Annotated in this window: 11 protein-coding genes; 1 reads left to right on the top strand and 10 read right to left on the bottom strand. The window is 45.7% G+C overall.

Annotation, left to right across the window (positions count from 1 at the left end; genetic code table 11):
- Positions 1-2: 2 nt before the first annotated feature.
- From PSF28_RS09765 to PSF28_RS09725, 9 genes are all read right to left on the bottom strand, one after another.
- The gene (locus tag PSF28_RS09765; protein WP_272684997.1) at positions 3-1,601 is read right to left on the bottom strand and encodes an AMP-binding protein; all 1,599 of its coding nucleotides are present in this window, start codon (positions 1,599-1,601) and stop codon (positions 3-5) included.
- On the bottom strand, positions 1,598-2,545 hold the full coding sequence (locus PSF28_RS09760) for a ketoacyl-ACP synthase III family protein (protein WP_272684996.1): 948 nt from the start codon (positions 2,543-2,545) through the stop codon (positions 1,598-1,600). The genes PSF28_RS09765 and PSF28_RS09760 overlap by 4 nt, the downstream gene beginning before the upstream one ends.
- Complete coding sequence (locus PSF28_RS09755) at positions 2,542-5,583, bottom strand: efflux RND transporter permease subunit (protein ID WP_272684995.1); 3,042 nt, start codon at positions 5,581-5,583, stop codon at positions 2,542-2,544. Before PSF28_RS09755 ends, PSF28_RS09760 begins: the two co-directional genes overlap by 4 nt.
- The gene (locus tag PSF28_RS09750; RefSeq protein WP_272684994.1) at positions 5,583-6,653 is read right to left on the bottom strand and encodes an efflux RND transporter periplasmic adaptor subunit; all 1,071 of its coding nucleotides are present in this window, start codon (positions 6,651-6,653) and stop codon (positions 5,583-5,585) included. Before PSF28_RS09750 ends, PSF28_RS09755 begins: the two co-directional genes overlap by 1 nt.
- Positions 6,650-9,640: an AMP-binding protein gene (locus PSF28_RS09745; RefSeq protein ID WP_272684993.1), complete on the bottom strand. Its 2,991-nt coding sequence runs from the start codon at positions 9,638-9,640 to the stop codon at positions 6,650-6,652. Before PSF28_RS09745 ends, PSF28_RS09750 begins: the two co-directional genes overlap by 4 nt.
- A gap of 21 nt (positions 9,641-9,661) precedes the next feature.
- Positions 9,662-10,753, bottom strand: coding sequence for an acyl-CoA dehydrogenase family protein (locus PSF28_RS09740; protein ID WP_272684992.1), 1,092 nt, complete (start codon positions 10,751-10,753; stop codon positions 9,662-9,664).
- Positions 10,740-11,282: a hypothetical protein gene (locus PSF28_RS09735; protein ID WP_272684991.1), complete on the bottom strand. Its 543-nt coding sequence runs from the start codon at positions 11,280-11,282 to the stop codon at positions 10,740-10,742. The genes PSF28_RS09740 and PSF28_RS09735 overlap by 14 nt, the downstream gene beginning before the upstream one ends.
- 115 nt (positions 11,283-11,397) lie before the next feature.
- Positions 11,398-12,294: a hypothetical protein gene (locus tag PSF28_RS09730; protein WP_272684990.1), complete on the bottom strand. Its 897-nt coding sequence runs from the start codon at positions 12,292-12,294 to the stop codon at positions 11,398-11,400.
- 1 nt (position 12,295) lies between these two features.
- Positions 12,296-12,562, bottom strand: coding sequence for an acyl carrier protein (locus tag PSF28_RS09725; RefSeq protein ID WP_272684989.1), 267 nt, complete (start codon positions 12,560-12,562; stop codon positions 12,296-12,298).
- A gap of 659 nt (positions 12,563-13,221) precedes the next feature.
- On the opposite strand from PSF28_RS09725, the gene PSF28_RS09720 reads away from it, so the two are divergent.
- A complete protein-coding gene (locus PSF28_RS09720) occupies positions 13,222-13,716 on the top strand; it encodes a nucleoside deaminase (protein ID WP_210835867.1) in 495 nt (164 codons plus the stop codon).
- A 120-nt stretch (positions 13,717-13,836) separates the two neighbouring features.
- On the opposite strand, the gene PSF28_RS09715 is transcribed toward PSF28_RS09720, so the two are convergent.
- Entirely contained in the window at positions 13,837-15,480 is a 1,644-nt protein-coding gene (locus PSF28_RS09715; RefSeq protein ID WP_272684988.1) for a thiamine pyrophosphate-binding protein, read from the bottom strand.
- Position 15,481: the final 1 nt, after the last annotated feature.

Here is a 15,481-nt window from a genome sequence, read left to right as displayed (position 1 = left end):
ATTTACCTCTGTTCAGTGTCTGGTTGTTCTGCATCGCAGCTGGCATTACTTTCAGCCTCCAGTTGAGAGCGCAATTGTATATAGTCAGTTTTGCCATTGTGGTTTTTCGGGATCGCACCGAGTACCAACTTGCCTGGCCACATAATAGGTGGCATAGATTCCTGACATAATTTGCGTAATTTCAGGTTACTTTTGTGGTGTGCGCTAACAAAAAACACTAAACCCTCGACACTATTTCCTTCAATGATCGGCCAGCCCACTACTGCAACATCTTCAGTATCTGATATCTGTCGCAACATTGATTCAATTTCCAGCCGCTCGATCCGTTGTCCCTGTACTTTCAGTTGATCATCACAGCGCCCAAGAAAATGTAAACACCCTTCGGGATCTAACGTAGCCCAGTCCCCTGTTCTATACCAAGTTTCACCGTTTTCGACCGTGAAGTTGTCTGCCTTCACGAGTAGACCGGGCCAGTAGCCCTGCACGACCTGTTCGCCGCCGATCCACAGTTCACCTTCATGACTGCTAGGCTCATCCAGCCGTGATTGGCCAATTTTTAGAACAGTTCTCGGATAAGGGTGACCAATTGGCACTACTGTGCCAGCCGCTAGAGAGGGATTACTTTTCCAGTGGTAACCGCATACTGCGACAGTGGCTTCAGTGGGACCATAGATATTGTCGATACGCGAGTGTGGTGCTGCCTGATGCCAGCTCTCAGCAGCTCCATGCAGTAGTGGTTCACCGCAGAACAGCGACTGCCGTAAATGCGGGAATGCTCCTGGTACTAGCTGGCGGAGTCGCTTCAACCAGAGTATAGTTGACGGCACTGAAGCCCAGAACGTCAGCCGTTTCTCATCGATTAAACGCCCTAGCACCATACTTTGACTGTTACCAAACACATGGGTTGATGCACCCACTGCCCAAGGGACAAACAGGTCATGTACAGAAAAATCGAAACTTAATGGTGCCAGCTGGGAAAAACGATCGTAATGACTGGGTTGGTATAATGCGACAGTATTTTCAACGTAGCGCATCACATTGGCGTGTGAGACCTCGACGCCCTTGGGTGTACCAGTACTGCCCGAAGTAAACATCAGATAGGCCTGAGGATTATCACTCCGTGGTTCAACGGCTGAGAGCACAGCAAGATCGTCCATTCCAAGGAAACGATGCTGTGGGTAGTCACAACACCAGCTAGGAGTATGCTTGCAATCAGTGAGAATAATTATCAGCGGAGATTCATTCTGCATCAGAAAGTTTTGTAGCAGAACTTGTTCCTGCTCACGTGTAACCAGCAGATCGAAACCTGTACTGTGAGATAGGAGTACAAGCCGATCTACTGGCATTTCTTCATGAAGAGGTAGATAGGTTTTACCGTAGCATAATGCAGCTACCACACCAGCCAAAGTTCCGATGTGGCGTGGACCAAGTAAGGCGCAATATTTTTTTGTTGACAGGGCATAACCTCTGGCTAGAAGTCCTGCAAACTCATGCAGTTGCTGATAACTCCAGATATCGTCTTTGATCGACAGTGCCTCAAGGTGCGCATATTTAGCAGCTGTTGCTAGTAGTAATTGCCCTAAATGATGGTTTGTTGTCATGATGTAGATCCCTGAGGTACAAATTGAAATACGGCTGCGCCAAATACGGCGCCCAGTCCGACTGTTGCAACCATGATATAATCGCCAGTCCGAAGTGTCTGGCTGGCAAAATACCAGTTAATGAAAATATCAGCACCAAAGCAGTGCCCCAATTCAGGCAGCTTATCCAGATAAATTTTGCTCAACGGGACGTGTAATTTGGCTGCGGTATTACGCCAGGAGATAAGGTTAACATTGTGCGGAAAGATCCAGCGGATTTGCTCCCATTCTAGGCCAGCTTGTTGACGACTTCGCTGCATCACTTTTGCCAGACGCTGCGTATAGTTGCTTTCAAACCTGGCCTGTTCTTCATCAGATTGCCAAGCTCCTTTGGCATGTTCGCCAAAATAGCTCAGTTCAAGGGATTTCATTACTGCTCCAATGCCATTCAGGCTGATAATACATGCAGTGGCGGCGTCACCGCACAAAGTGGTATTGGGTATTTGCTGTAAAATCCCACTGAAAGTCAGATCAGCAGTCAGTAATAATGTGTGCTTCTTTTTACTGTTCCCCACTAAGTAATTTTGACTGAGCATCAGTCCGCTCAAGGTGGACGCGCAGTTGTTGGTATGTACTGCCAGTGGCATTGCGTGATGCATACCTAGGCGGCGACACAATCGTGTTAACAGTCCATTGGGCCAAGCGCAGGTTTCTGGGGCCGTGTGGGCATGTACCAGCAAACTGATATATCTTGCTGCGATACCACTGCGGGTTAGGGCATCCCGGGCAGCGAGGAACATCATGTCTTCTAGAGAGGTATTACTAATAGCGATCCGCTTAAGACCATAGAAGCGTTGATAAACTTTGATATCCGCACTCGACAATCGCGGCTCCATGCAAATCTGATCCAGCTCAAGTGCGGTTTCTGGTAGATAAATACCAATATCATTGATGGTAAGATTCACAAGTGTGGCTCCATTCGATTTCTATACACGAAAAGATACAGTGAGGGTAACAGGAAGAGGGTCATGAACGACCCCATCAACATTCCTGAGACTATGACTAATCCCAGCTCAAAGCGAGATTCTGCTGCAGGACCTGAAGCGAAAAGTAATGGCAGAGCACCCATCACCATCGTTAGAGAGGTCAGAATGATAGCTCGCAGACGGGAAGCAGATGCGCGGGTAATGGCAAACCAGATATTTGTCACTCCACGCTCACTTAGGGTGTTTGCGGCATGTACCATCAGAATGCCTTGCTTGCTGATCAGTCCGACCAGAGTCAGCATGCCGACCTGAGTAAATAGATCCAGCGGTAAGCCAAACCAAAATAGTGCTAGTAGTGCGCCAAAGATTGAAAATGGGATGCTACCGAACAGGACAATGAGAGGATCCCTGAGTGTGGTGAGCTGCAACGTCAACAGGCAGTAAATTCCAATCAGGGCAATAGCAAAGGTAATTAACAGGCGTTGCCCCTCTTCTTCGCTTTGCCGGGTTTCACCTGCTAGGTCGTAGGAAACTCCTCGCGCTTTGAAGTCCGCCAGTATCTGGCGACTGAATTCAGCAGCCTGTGATTGACCAACACCGGGCATTAAAACGCCTTGCAAGGTGACGGATGTCTGTTTTTGAAAAGTCTTCAGCGAGGCGGGTACAATCTGATTTTGCACTATCATAAAACTGCCCAGACGACTGAGGTTACCGTTAGTATTTCTGACTTGCAGGTTCAGCAAGGTGTCCATGGCTGACTGCGAAGATTTATCCAAACCTAGAATGACATCATAGGTGCGGCCTTCGTAAGTAAAGGGCTGAAGCTTGGTGTTGGCATACGCTAGGCTGAGGGTATAGCCGACATCTGATGAGCTAATACTGGACTGCGCCAGCTGCTCGCGATCAAGCTGCAGAGTGATTTGTGGGGCGTCATATTTGAGATCTTTAGTGGCAAAAAGGAATAGACCACTAGAGCGCATACGACGCAGCATAGCGTTACTGAGTGCGTCCAGTTTGGCGTAATCCTTATCCTCATGTTTTAGAACAAACTGGAAAGGCAATCCTCCCACTCCGGGTAATGAAGACGGAAGGATCGCTACAGATTGTAACGCTGGGATCGTTACCAATTTTTGCTGTAACTCCGCTTGCAGGTCCATCGCCGATCTCTGTCGCTGTGACCAGTCAGTCAGGCGGGCAAAGGAGAGAAGTTGGTTATCATTGGGGACACCCAGCACGTAGTTAAAGTTGTTGATTTCGGTAAACGAGTCGTAAATGGCTTCAAGCGCAGGCGTCTGTAGTTCCAGATACGAGCTATCCATTGAACTAGGCGCTTCTGCGATGACCATCAGGCTGCCTTGATCCTCTTTCGGCGCGAGTTCATGCGGTAACATAACGAACAATGTTACACAACTGACAAGTGTTGCACCCCAAATCCACAGGGGAATATTCCCAGTTCGTAATACTTTCACTAGACAGCGCTCATAGCGGCGACGTAGTATAACGAACAGATTTTCAACCCGTATCACCATTCGGGATTGCTGATGGGTTTGCGACAATAACCGAGCACACATTACTGGCGTCAACGTCAGAGCCAGTACACCTGAAATGATGACTGCGCCTGCCAGTGTCATGGCAAACTCAGAGAATAGTTTACCCACAATGCCACCGATAAACGCCAGTGGTAGATAGACTATGGCTAGAGCGAGTGTCATGGTCACTAGAGAACTAGCAATCTCTCGCCCACCTTTTAAAGTGGCCAGCCAAGCGGAGTCTCCTTCATGCATTCGGCGGAGCGCCACATCCAACACAATAATGGCATCATCTACTACCAGCCCGGTAGCCAGAACCATAGCCAACAGTGTGAGTGTGTTAATAGAGAAGCCACAAAGCCAGATCAACAAACAAACACTGACTAGCGACAGAGGAATAACTACAACCGGAATACTGACGGCACGCATCGTTCCCGTGCCAAAGAAGATTGCCAATGTTACAGCCACACAGGTTAGCAGAATGGTTAGAAATACTTCATGGATCGCCCCATTGATATATTCACTACTGTCGATAAGTAAATTGGCTTTTAAGTCATAAGGAAAATTGGGTTTTAATTCATCAAGAGTGCGACGGAGATCCTCACCCACTAGAAGTGGATTACTGCCGCGCTGCCACTGAATAAATACCACTGTTGCCGGCTTGCCATTAAAGACGGATTGGATCTGGGGTTGAGCTCCTCCTAGTTCCACTCTGGCCACATCACCCAGTCGCACAGGAGGGGAGCCTGAAGCTGTCACAATGGGCAACCGATTGAACTCATTAACCGTTGACAGGCCAGTATGGGGTACCAGCTGAAATCGCTGGTCATTTTCCCGTAACACACCAGCATTGAGCTGTATATTTTCAGACTTCAAGCTGGTGCTGACGTCTATGGCAGTTACGCCGTAGCGTTCCATTCGCTGTGGATCCAGCCAAATACGCATGGAATATTCACTGCCAAGAATCTCCACACTGCCTACTCCTTTCAGGGCTTCTAGACGTGGTTTCACTACCCGAGTGAGGTAATCTGATACCTGAGCGTTTTGCATTGCATCGCTGGTAAATGTTAAAGCGAAGTCTGGCGCACGATCCGGTTCTTTTCGCAGAATTTGTGGAGGGGCCATATCGGTTGGAAAGCGTGAAATGGCATTTACGCGTTCCATGATATTTGTCAGTACTTTTTGCGTGTCACTCCCGAGGCGTAAATTAAGCACCACCTCACTGTGGCCTGTTTCGGAATTACTGGTAACGTAGCTGACATCTTCCACGCCGGATATAGCGGACAATAGCTCTGATGTTACTCGTCCATCCATCAGCTCCGCGGATGCACCGGGGTACCAGGCGTTGATACTGATAGCATCTGCATCAACAGTAGGGTAAAGAGCAACGGGTAACTGGCCAAGAGAAAATATTCCGCTGATAAACAGCAAGGCACTTAGCGCTGTGGCAATTACTGGGCGTCGTAAACATAGTTCAGTTATATTCACTATTTATCCCTCAAGCGTAGTGGAGCATCAGGGTATAGGTGGATTTGCCCGGCGGTGACCACCGTTTCATTCGCATCCAGCCCCTGCAGTACTTGAACCAAACCGTCACGTTTATCACCGATGACAATGGAGCGTAATTTCGCAGTGTGATCCTCCACTACGAATACGGATTGTCCGTAGGCAGAATAATTTACGGCTACTTTTGGCAGTACCAATCTAGATTGTGGCATCGTAGTTGGATAAGTTACTCGGACACTGGAACCATGTCGAAATTTGCCGATGTCTAGCATCGCGCGTAATGTTAAAGTACGGTTAGTCGTATTGACTTCCGTATTAACTAGCGTGATGGTTGCGCTACTGGTATACCCAGATACCGTATCATCCACGGTGACTTTCACTCCAGGATGCAGTGCGCAGATATCAGCTTCCGGTACGCTGAATTCGACATAAAGCTTTGTGGGATCATAAAAGGAAAATATCTTCTGTCCGACCTGAATAGACTGCTCTAGTGACAAATCATGCAAGCTTACGACGCCAGCGAAGGGTGCAGTGATCGTCATTTTACGTAGCCTACTGCGCAATACTTCTTGATCGCTGACAGCCTGAGCAAGGTTAACATGAGCAGCCTGCTGCTCTGCCTGTGAAATGGCTTTGTTTACTAGTAGGTCAGCACGCTGAGCGTTTTTTTGTACTATTGCTAGGTTAGTCTCTTTTTGTTTCAACTGCGCACGTTCAGCTCGGTCATCAATGCGTAACAACACGCCATTTTTCGCCATCTGACTACCTGCTGGTGCCACCTGTAGAATAGTTCCAGACACTTCTGTGCTTACATCAAGGTAATGCACTGCTTTAACGGTACCCACTACGTTCTTTTTATCCTGCCAGAGTATGGCTTTCACCTGCGCAGTTTCAACTAGTGCCGGTGGTGGCCCTTGTAACGCAATGGGTGGCTCCTTGCTGCTTGTTTTGTTTGGCTCCGATATGCGTGCAGTGGTAAAAGTGACAGATACCCCTGCAAATATCACCGAAAGGATTGTGCACAACAATACCAATGTGTGCCTATTCCTCATGAAGGCAATCTCCGTGTGGTATTTTTAAAGTCTGAGAGTAACTTATGCTTATCGTATTTTCCGTTGGCATTTTTTGGTAATCGCGATAGCTGAACGAATATGTGAGGAACCTGATACTGCTCTAGCTGGGTCAGACAGAACTGGCGAAGCTCGGCTTCAGCCAGTAGACAGGGAGAAGATGTAGCGACGAAAGCCACGATACGATCTTCAGGATCCTGTTCATCATTATGGGCAATGACTGCCGCTTCGATAACCGCCTCATGACGGAATAAAGCTTTCTCTACTTCACTAAAAATAACCTTGCGTCCACGAATTTTGGCAACTTCATCCATTCGTCCAGCAAAGTAAAAATAGCCCTCATCATCCAACCAGCCGTAATCACCTGAGTACAGGCAACGGTCACCATACAGCGGATGTCTGCCAATTTTTTTTGCTGTCGCTTCAGGATTACGCCAGTAACCTTGCATTACGGTGGCGCCACGTATAACTAGCTGACCCACTTCGCCCGGCACACAAGGCTGGTTCTGATCATTCACCACCAGAATCTGTGTGTTAGGAATCGCGATACCAACGCTATCAGGTTTACGTTCCAAATCTGCTGGTGGGAGCCATGTGCAGCGCTTGCACTCCGTCAGACCGTACATTGAGAAAATATCTGCCTGCGGGAACAGGCGCTTTATCGTATTGATGTGCTGCTTACGTAATGCCATACCAGTATTTGAGACCAGACGCACGTGGCTCAGGTCAAACTTACCTCTACTGGCATAGGTATCCAATAAACTGTAGAGAGAAGATAGGCCCGGCAATACAGTGCAGCCATATTGCTGTATATGGCGAAGAATCTGTGTGGGTAAAGCGTCATCTGGCTCTAGAACCACAGTGGCTCCTACGTAGCAGCTCAGAATTAGTTGATAGAGCCCATAATCAAACGCGACAGGGAGAACTGCAATAATGACATCATCCTGTCGATAACCTAGATATGTTACTAAAGAGTCAGTGGCTGCTAGCATATTTTGATGGCTCAACATTACTCCCTTTGGTTCGCCGGTTGAACCTGAAGTGTAAATGATCGATGCAAGGTCAACGCTGATAGCTGCTAGCGGAATATTGATTTCTGTTAGCGGATCAGCAATGAAATCTTCCAGCGATATACCGTTTTTTGGTCTGCTTGTTTCTCCCGCCACAATAACTGAGCTGAGCTTAGGTACTTGCTGTAGGCCAAACTTCATTAGTGCACTGGAGATTGCTGGAGAGGTGAATAATTGCTTGGCTCCACTATTATTGAGAATATAAGCGAGCTTATTCACGGAGGTATCGATTGGGACCAGTGAAGGGCAGGCGCCGAGCTTCTGTGCCGCCCAGAATACAGCAATGCTGTCTGGGTGGTTGCCGAGGCAAATCACAATTCTTTCACTTGGTTGTAAGCCATTTTGACGCATTCCGGCCGCAATAGCACACACTCGCATCCAAATGTCATGGTAACTGTAGTGACGATCTTTGAAGATTAAGGCGGTTCTTGTCGGGTAATTTGTACTCGCATCGCGGATCAATTCTGATAAGCTGTTCATCATGTATAACTCCTGATTAATCAATAAGTAAGAACTTCCTTCATCACGGTTTAAGGTTGTATTTCCTGCGAGGTAAGCTGGTATGGGAGCAAGGTGTTTATTCAGTTCGTAAACAACGTAAAGCGCAGACACCCAATTCATAATCGCCATCACGAGATAAAGGCGCGTTGCATCGATGTAGTTGAGCCCCAGTAAGGCGGCAATACCAATTTCCATCGCGTAAAAGACTATATTGACCAGCAAGACTCGCTGTCCTTGACCAGTCTGTTCCCGTGTTGTCATTAGTACCAAAACTACGCCTAAGCTGAGGTAGGATGGTGCAATACAGTTGAGGTAACGTAACGCAGGCACAATGACTGTTTCATCCAGGGTAAATAGCGCCACTAGATGTTCTTGTAGCAAAAATACTAGTACGCTGATGAGCAAATAAAGTGCGACTGCGAGTCCTATCCCAGTAAAGAAAATATGGCGGATACGGTAAAAATTTTGATCTGCAATCGCATTATTGGCGTGTATCGCCATGGCTGTTCCGAGTGCAATTGCGGGTAGAATGACGAATGACTGGATTCGAAATGCGATACCAAAACCAGCGATTTCATTTGCGCCGTAAAACGAAACTAGGTAGTTGAAAGAAAAAAGGAAGCCAAATAGCAGCAGAAAACTTCCTGCCACTGGCGAACCGATAATAGCAATATCATTCAATACCAGCACAGCTTCACGGCGGACGTTAGTGAGTGAGAGACGAATTCCGTGACTGTACAACAGTGTACCGCCACTAAATGCCAGGTAGCTACTGCCGATCAATGCCCCCCAGATAAGGCTCTGTAGCCCCTGATGCCAGTATGTGGCGGCTAGCCATGTTACCGCTAGGTTAAGAGCGGTTCCGCTGATACCCAGCATACTGGCAGAACGATTGAGGCCACAGCTAAATAGGATGGACAAAATCAGCGTTGCACAGCCAATTGGAATACCTGCTAGTAACATCGGCAGAATGAACGACATAATATCCTGCTGATGTTCTTCTGCAATATGAAACAGGGCAGCAATGCTTGACTGGAACAGCCAGACACAGCCAACAAGTAATGCCATCAACACAACCATTGCGCAGAAGATCAATGCCAGACGGCTTCCCAATACGTTATACGCGTTGTTGTGGTGCTGTGAGCTATAACGCAACGTAGGGATACGCAGTCCTTCATGAATGGCCATCATCACGTAGTTCAGCGGTAGAAATAACCCTAAGGCATACAGAGCTTGAGGTGTATTCTGGCTGATGACACTAATGTTGATTAATACTGCCATAGATGATACTAACATCGTAAGCAAGAGCGTAAAGGTGGTGTCCCAGAGTGCATTCAATAGCTTCAATTTCTGATAACGGCGAGCCAGTCGTTGCTTGAGTATTGGTTGCATTGCCATCGTGTTTATCCGTTTGTTGAGCTATTTCGCTGTGGAGTGATAACCCGCTATGATATTCAGATGTTGCATATCTAAGCTGCCTTCCATCCATTCGTAACCGTGGACATCTGTCGTAGCTTTCTGTAACCACGCATTCGTCAGAAAATGGGTGGTTCCGGTAAGTAGTGGTATACTGCGAACCACTTTCTCAGCCAGTTCCGTCGCGCACGCTTTGGCCAGCGACACGGCGGCGCCGTCAAAAATTTGGTCGTCAATACGTTGTGCTGCGCGGTGGTTCAGTGCACGAGCACCGTTTATTTGGCTTTGCAGCGTACGATGAAGTTCTCGTGCCGAGGTTGTTCGCAAATACGGCAGGACATGATCCAGCAGCGCCTGTGCATTACCCAGTGCTATAGCACAAACGCACGGACGCATACGATAGAAGGTTTTGATCACGCCATGCATACCACGTTCTAGGGGACGGAGGTGCATTCCCAGAATCTGTTCTGATTTTACGGGTACACTGTCAAAATATAGATGACTCAAACCAGCGCCCTGCAAGCCAGCCAGGGGCAAGAGTTGGCGGAATGTTCCAGTATGGGACAGCATTTCGGGAGTAAGCATCAGTACCACAATACTGTAGGGGCCGGGACCGATTCTCACCACAATGGTTCCTATAGTTGCCTCGCATCCATTGCCCACCAGCCATTTTTCTGCCTGAAGGAGATTGTCAGAGTTCAGTCTAGAAGCCGGATTACCAGCATCCGAGCCTTTTTCTGGTTCCGTTACAGCCATACAAGTACGTGCTCGCTGGCGAGAAACGTGTTCAAAGAACCAGTCCTGTTGTTCAGGTGAACCTAACTCACGCAGTACGATGCCTGAAAGCGAGGGTCCAGGACAGGAAAGTAATATGTTTGGATCGCCATATGATAGGGTTTCATACATGCAGGCACGCTCGAAGCAGGTGCTGGATCGGTCAGCATAAACTTCTTCAAAATATGGCCTGTCTAGATGTGCCAACACGACATCACGATCGTTTAGTACTTCTAGGGAGAGAGAACGAAATAGCTGAGCCAGATCCAGCCATTTCTGGTTGTAGTGAGCCAAGGCGATTGAATGGTCAAAATTCATCATGGTCGGCTCCGAGATAAATTTGGTTTAATACGGTGAATAAACTATTCATTTCTACCAGCCCGTGTTGCATCATGGCCCTACCGCCTGCTGTCTTGATCAGAGCATCCACCATTCTTTCGATTTCAGTCAGCGACTGTTGTACCGACCAGTTGTTCATAATTAGACATTGCTCTAACAAGGCGTGGTGTTGTATGACTTGACCGAGTCGCAAGCGAATGGAAGGTACAGATAACAGTGTGGATGACCCCACTTTACGTTGTGCAGCATGTTCTATCAGTACTTTTGTCCAGAGTGCAATCCATTCCAACTGACTTCGTATAATTTCTCGCTGCCAGGTAAACAGAGACGTCCGTTCATGAAATGAAGTAGATCCAGTAGGCTGTAGTGGAAGTTGGCACACTACCAAGTTATGGAGCGTTAAGGCGCTACTGTTCTGGTAAATCTTCAGTGCAGCAGTCTCCTGCCAGCTAGTTCCACGTGCTGTAATAAAAGCTAATTGTTTGTGGGTTAATTGATGCTCTGAAACCACAGCAAATCTGCCACGAGCAGCAATTTTCTGTCGGCTTGAATAGGCTTTTAGAGATATTTCTTCTGCATTCCAATAAAACGGCTGATAATACTTCGTTTCGAAGGGATAATTAATATTAAACATGATCCATCTCCTGAATTTGCTGTAAAACGGTCCATGCCATTCTCAGACTTTCCACATCATGTTCGATAAGTAATACGGTTAGCTTGTTAAGTGGTGCAAGTGTTTCACCTGCGAGTGTCAGCAAAGCATTCATTCCTGTGACGTCAGGACGAAGAAATGCATAGTCTATTGATAATTCCTGAGAGGTGGTTTCCAGATGAAAACGAAGTTTCTTATAAAAATACCCGCAGCGGTGAGTTAACAATACGACATCATCTGCATTGATATTTGACTGATTAAGAATATCGACAAGCAAACTATAACTGTCTTCTAATTTACTTGAATCCCATTCAGTAATGTGACCAGAATTAATGAGTCTCCATTGACTTTCAGGTGTTTTCTCTGTCGTTAATATTGCTGCAACAGAACAGGATCTTGATGGAATAGGAAAACCCTGTACTACATTTCGAGGTATCGTATTTTGTTCCATACCTAGCAGTAGTATTTTCTGAACTGTTCCATTTTTCAGATAGCTGTCGGCAACGTTTAATGCTGTGGCAGAGACTAGACTACCGTTATCACATATATCAAAAGAGTGGCCGTCTATTTTATAGCGGTCTATAAAATAGGGACCGAAGGCTGAATAGTCAGGGTCGAACTCGGGTGTCCAGTAGCAAAACATTGCCATGTCAACGCCATCAAGTAATTCTTCCTTTTCCATATCCTGTAACACCGCATTGCCCAACTCAGTATAGGAATACTGGTCCCCCTCAAGTAATGTCAATTCAGTAAGAACATCTTGCGCTATTCGGTGTAAATCTTTCTGGTAAGTAATAAATCGGTCTCTGGGTATTCTTCTTAATTCACGTCTGTCCATGACCTTACAAAAAACCTGATTTATATAGTACATATCATGCTTTTTCCTCAAGCCGAGCATTTACATAGTTATAGATGGTCCCAATTGTTTCTACGTGATGCCCTTCAAGGGTGTTAGCATCAATAGTGAAGTTATCGATATTATCTTCAAGAGACATGAGAAAAGTCAGTATGGTCATTGAATCGAGGCCTAAATCATCACGTAATGATGTTGATTCATTTAATTCATCGATAGATTCGATATTTAATTCTTTCGCAAGAGTATTTTTGATGGTTACGATCAATTTCATGTTATTAGACATAGTATCCTCAATGATTGTATGAATGTGATAAGAGTGGCCGTTCGGATGCTCTATTTACAGATATAGCGATTAATTTAAAATCCTGATTGCAGTAACTAGCGTAATTGTTGTATTACAACGATATAATGATGATAAAAGCGTTTCAGATTAAAGGATGATTAGAGGAGAGACATTTGAGATAATAACCCTCATCCTTTAGGGGATAGCCATTTCCTTTCGACAAAGATATTTGTAAAACTCACAATCCTAGGTTTTATCTACTGATAAACTCTCTACTGACTTGCAAGAAAATAAACTACGAAACACTGCAAATTTATTCTGAGCCCTGCCTCAAGACCAATACTCACTACCGGAGTACGCGAACAGTTATTGTTACAGCTAAAGTTCTGGTCAAACTTATATCATCAACCTCAGAGTGAAAAATATAAAAGTAGAAAATGCTGAAGTCAATAAATTATTTTTTCTATTTTAGAATTAAAAACCAATAAATTAAATAATGTTAAAATTATTTTTTGAAAAATACTTCGAGGATGAATTGGATGTAATAGTAGCGAAAAGGAAATACACATTCTTATTTTGTATTAATTCATAACTAGACTTGATATAACCTATTTAGGTTATTTTAAAATTAAATTAATTTATGCATAAAGGGTGTGTATATGGAAAATAAACTTAACAACAATGAGCAGCAGAATGCGCTAGATATTCAGTTTATGACGCAAGCTTTGGCTTTAGCAACGGATGCTGCGAAAAATGGCAATGAACCCTTTGGTGCAGTATTAGTTAAAAATAACCAAGTCGTTATGACAGGTGAAAATCATATTCATACTGAAAGTGACCCAACCTATCATGCGGAGTTGGGTCTCATACGCCAGTATTGTTCTGAACATAAAGTCATGGATTTGTCCGATTATACGCTGTATACCAGTTGTGAGCCGTGTTGTATGTGTTCCGGTGCAATGGTATGGAGCCAATTAGGCCGGATGGTTTATAGCCTTTCTCATGATGAACTTGCCGAGATTGCTGGTTTTAATATTATGCTGGGGAGTGATGAAATCTTTGACAAAAGCCCCTTTAAACCTGAAGTGGTTAAAGGCATCTTAAAAGAGCAAGCGATGTCTATTTATACGCAATATTTTAAGCCAAATTCATAACCTTAGTTGGGTGCTAGAGTTCCTCGCTATAATAATTTAAAAAGCAGAAGGCTTTAATCGCTTGTATCATTATCTATCAATGAAATAGGGTGGCTCATGCCACCCTAACCATGGTGAAAGTTAAAATAACTTTTTCTGTGGTGGACCGGAGAAATTCATTGTACCAATATGGTTCATTAACACTTCAACGACAACAGGTTGCTTCAAATCGACAGCTTGGCGGAGCGTTGATTGAAAATCGGTGGCTTTATCTATCGTAAATGCTTGAATCCCCATCGATTGAGCTAATTGACTAAATGAAGGGGTGAGTAACTCATTATAGTATTGGCGGCCTGAGAAATATTTTTCCTGAATACCTCGCATTACGCCATAACCTTGGTCATTCATAATAATCAATACAATCGGGAGCTGCTCTTGTGCCATGGTGGCCAATTCGCCTACGCCTAACATTAACCCACCATCACCAACTAAGCCAATAACAGGTACATTAGGGTTTGCTTTGGCACTGCCAATTGCCATGGCGAGTCCTAGCCCAATTGCGCCTGCTAAAGAGTGAATGTTGTGCATTGGCTGGGTCGCTTTGAGTAAACGGCTTCCCCATAAACTCCCTGATACCGTGATGTCGCGGACAAAAATACCGTCGCGTGGTAAGACTTGCTCTACGGCATCACTGAGTTGACTATAAGGGCCACATTGTTGCCTTAGTTGTTCTTCCGCCTGCTGTACGGCCTCTTGCACTTGTTTCTTCCACTGAGTAGAGATAGGGCGCTTGGCTTGTTCGATTTTATCGGCAAGTGCTTCAAGTAAACTTTTACAATCCCCAGTTACTGACAAATCAGCTAAATAGTTGCGATTGGCGGCGAGTGGGTTTATATCGATTTGAATGATGGGGTGTGGCAAAGGTAATGACCATGTTTTGGTTTCATTACTGCGTAAACGTGAGCCTGCGACGATAGTTAAATCGCATGAACGCATTAATGCATCAACGGAATCTGCATTATGAAAAGCGCGTAAGCTGAATGGATGGTCATCCGATAAAATACCTCGTCCATGGGTGCTGCTGATGACGGCAATACCTGCATCAGCAAGGCGTTTGACAGCATCTTTTGCTTGTAGGGCTCCTGCGCCAACCCACAATAAAGGCTGTGCAGCGTGTTGAAGTTTATCCCAAATGGCATTGACTAACGATGTACAACTGTCAGGTAACCTAGAAGGGGGAAGCGGTGCACTCAGTACAGATAATGGGACCTGCGCACTTTGAATATCAATTGGGATCTCGATAGAGACAGGGCCACAAGGTATAGTTTGAGCAACTTGAATGGCTTTATGCAGCGTGGCGACGGCTTGTTCGGGCGTATGAACACGAAAAGCTTGCTTTGAACTCGAACGTAAAAAGCCGAGTTGGTCATGTGTTTCATGAATAAACCCTGCGTCCATATCCAGATAAGCTTTTTCAACTTGGCCTGTAATGTGGATCATGGGGGAGCATGCATTCATAGCTTCAATCATTGATCCAACAGCATTTCCAGCACCTGCTCCTGTACTGGTTAGCGCTACCCCTAAGCCACTAAAACGGCTATGGGCATCCGCCATGGTGACGGCCCCAGCCTCCCCACGACTTGGCGTAAAATCAATCACGTCCCGGCGCCCGATAGCATCTGCTATGGGCAAATTATGAATTGAAATAACCCCATAAACCGTTGTGATTTGGTATTGTTCGAGTGTTCTGGCGATAGCTTCGCCAACTGTAATCATTTCAGACATT

This window comes from Providencia sp. PROV130, from assembly GCF_028482225.1.
In the GTDB taxonomy this organism is placed as follows: domain Bacteria; phylum Pseudomonadota; class Gammaproteobacteria; order Enterobacterales; family Enterobacteriaceae; genus Providencia; species Providencia rettgeri.
The sequence above is the reverse complement of the archived record's forward strand: the minus strand, read 5'-3'. Positions and strand labels throughout refer to the sequence as shown.

Excerpts from the sequence above, each read along its gene's own strand:
- PSF28_RS09730 (WP_272684990.1), bottom strand. The coding sequence starts at position 12,294 with ATGTACTATATAAATCAGGTTTTTTGTAAGGTCATGGACAGACGTGAA.
- PSF28_RS09720 (WP_210835867.1), top strand. The coding sequence starts at position 13,222 with ATGGAAAATAAACTTAACAACAATGAGCAGCAGAATGCGCTAGATATT.
- PSF28_RS09740 (WP_272684992.1), bottom strand. The coding sequence starts at position 10,753 with ATGATGAATTTTGACCATTCAATCGCCTTGGCTCACTACAACCAGAAA.
- PSF28_RS09745 (WP_272684993.1), bottom strand. The coding sequence starts at position 9,640 with ATGGCAATGCAACCAATACTCAAGCAACGACTGGCTCGCCGTTATCAG.
- PSF28_RS09750 (WP_272684994.1), bottom strand. The coding sequence starts at position 6,653 with ATGAGGAATAGGCACACATTGGTATTGTTGTGCACAATCCTTTCGGTG.
- PSF28_RS09765 (WP_272684997.1), bottom strand. The coding sequence starts at position 1,601 with ATGACAACAAACCATCATTTAGGGCAATTACTACTAGCAACAGCTGCT.
- PSF28_RS09725 (WP_272684989.1), bottom strand. The coding sequence starts at position 12,562 with ATGTCTAATAACATGAAATTGATCGTAACCATCAAAAATACTCTTGCG.
- PSF28_RS09715 (WP_272684988.1), bottom strand. The coding sequence starts at position 15,480 with ATGTCTGAAATGATTACAGTTGGCGAAGCTATCGCCAGAACACTCGAA.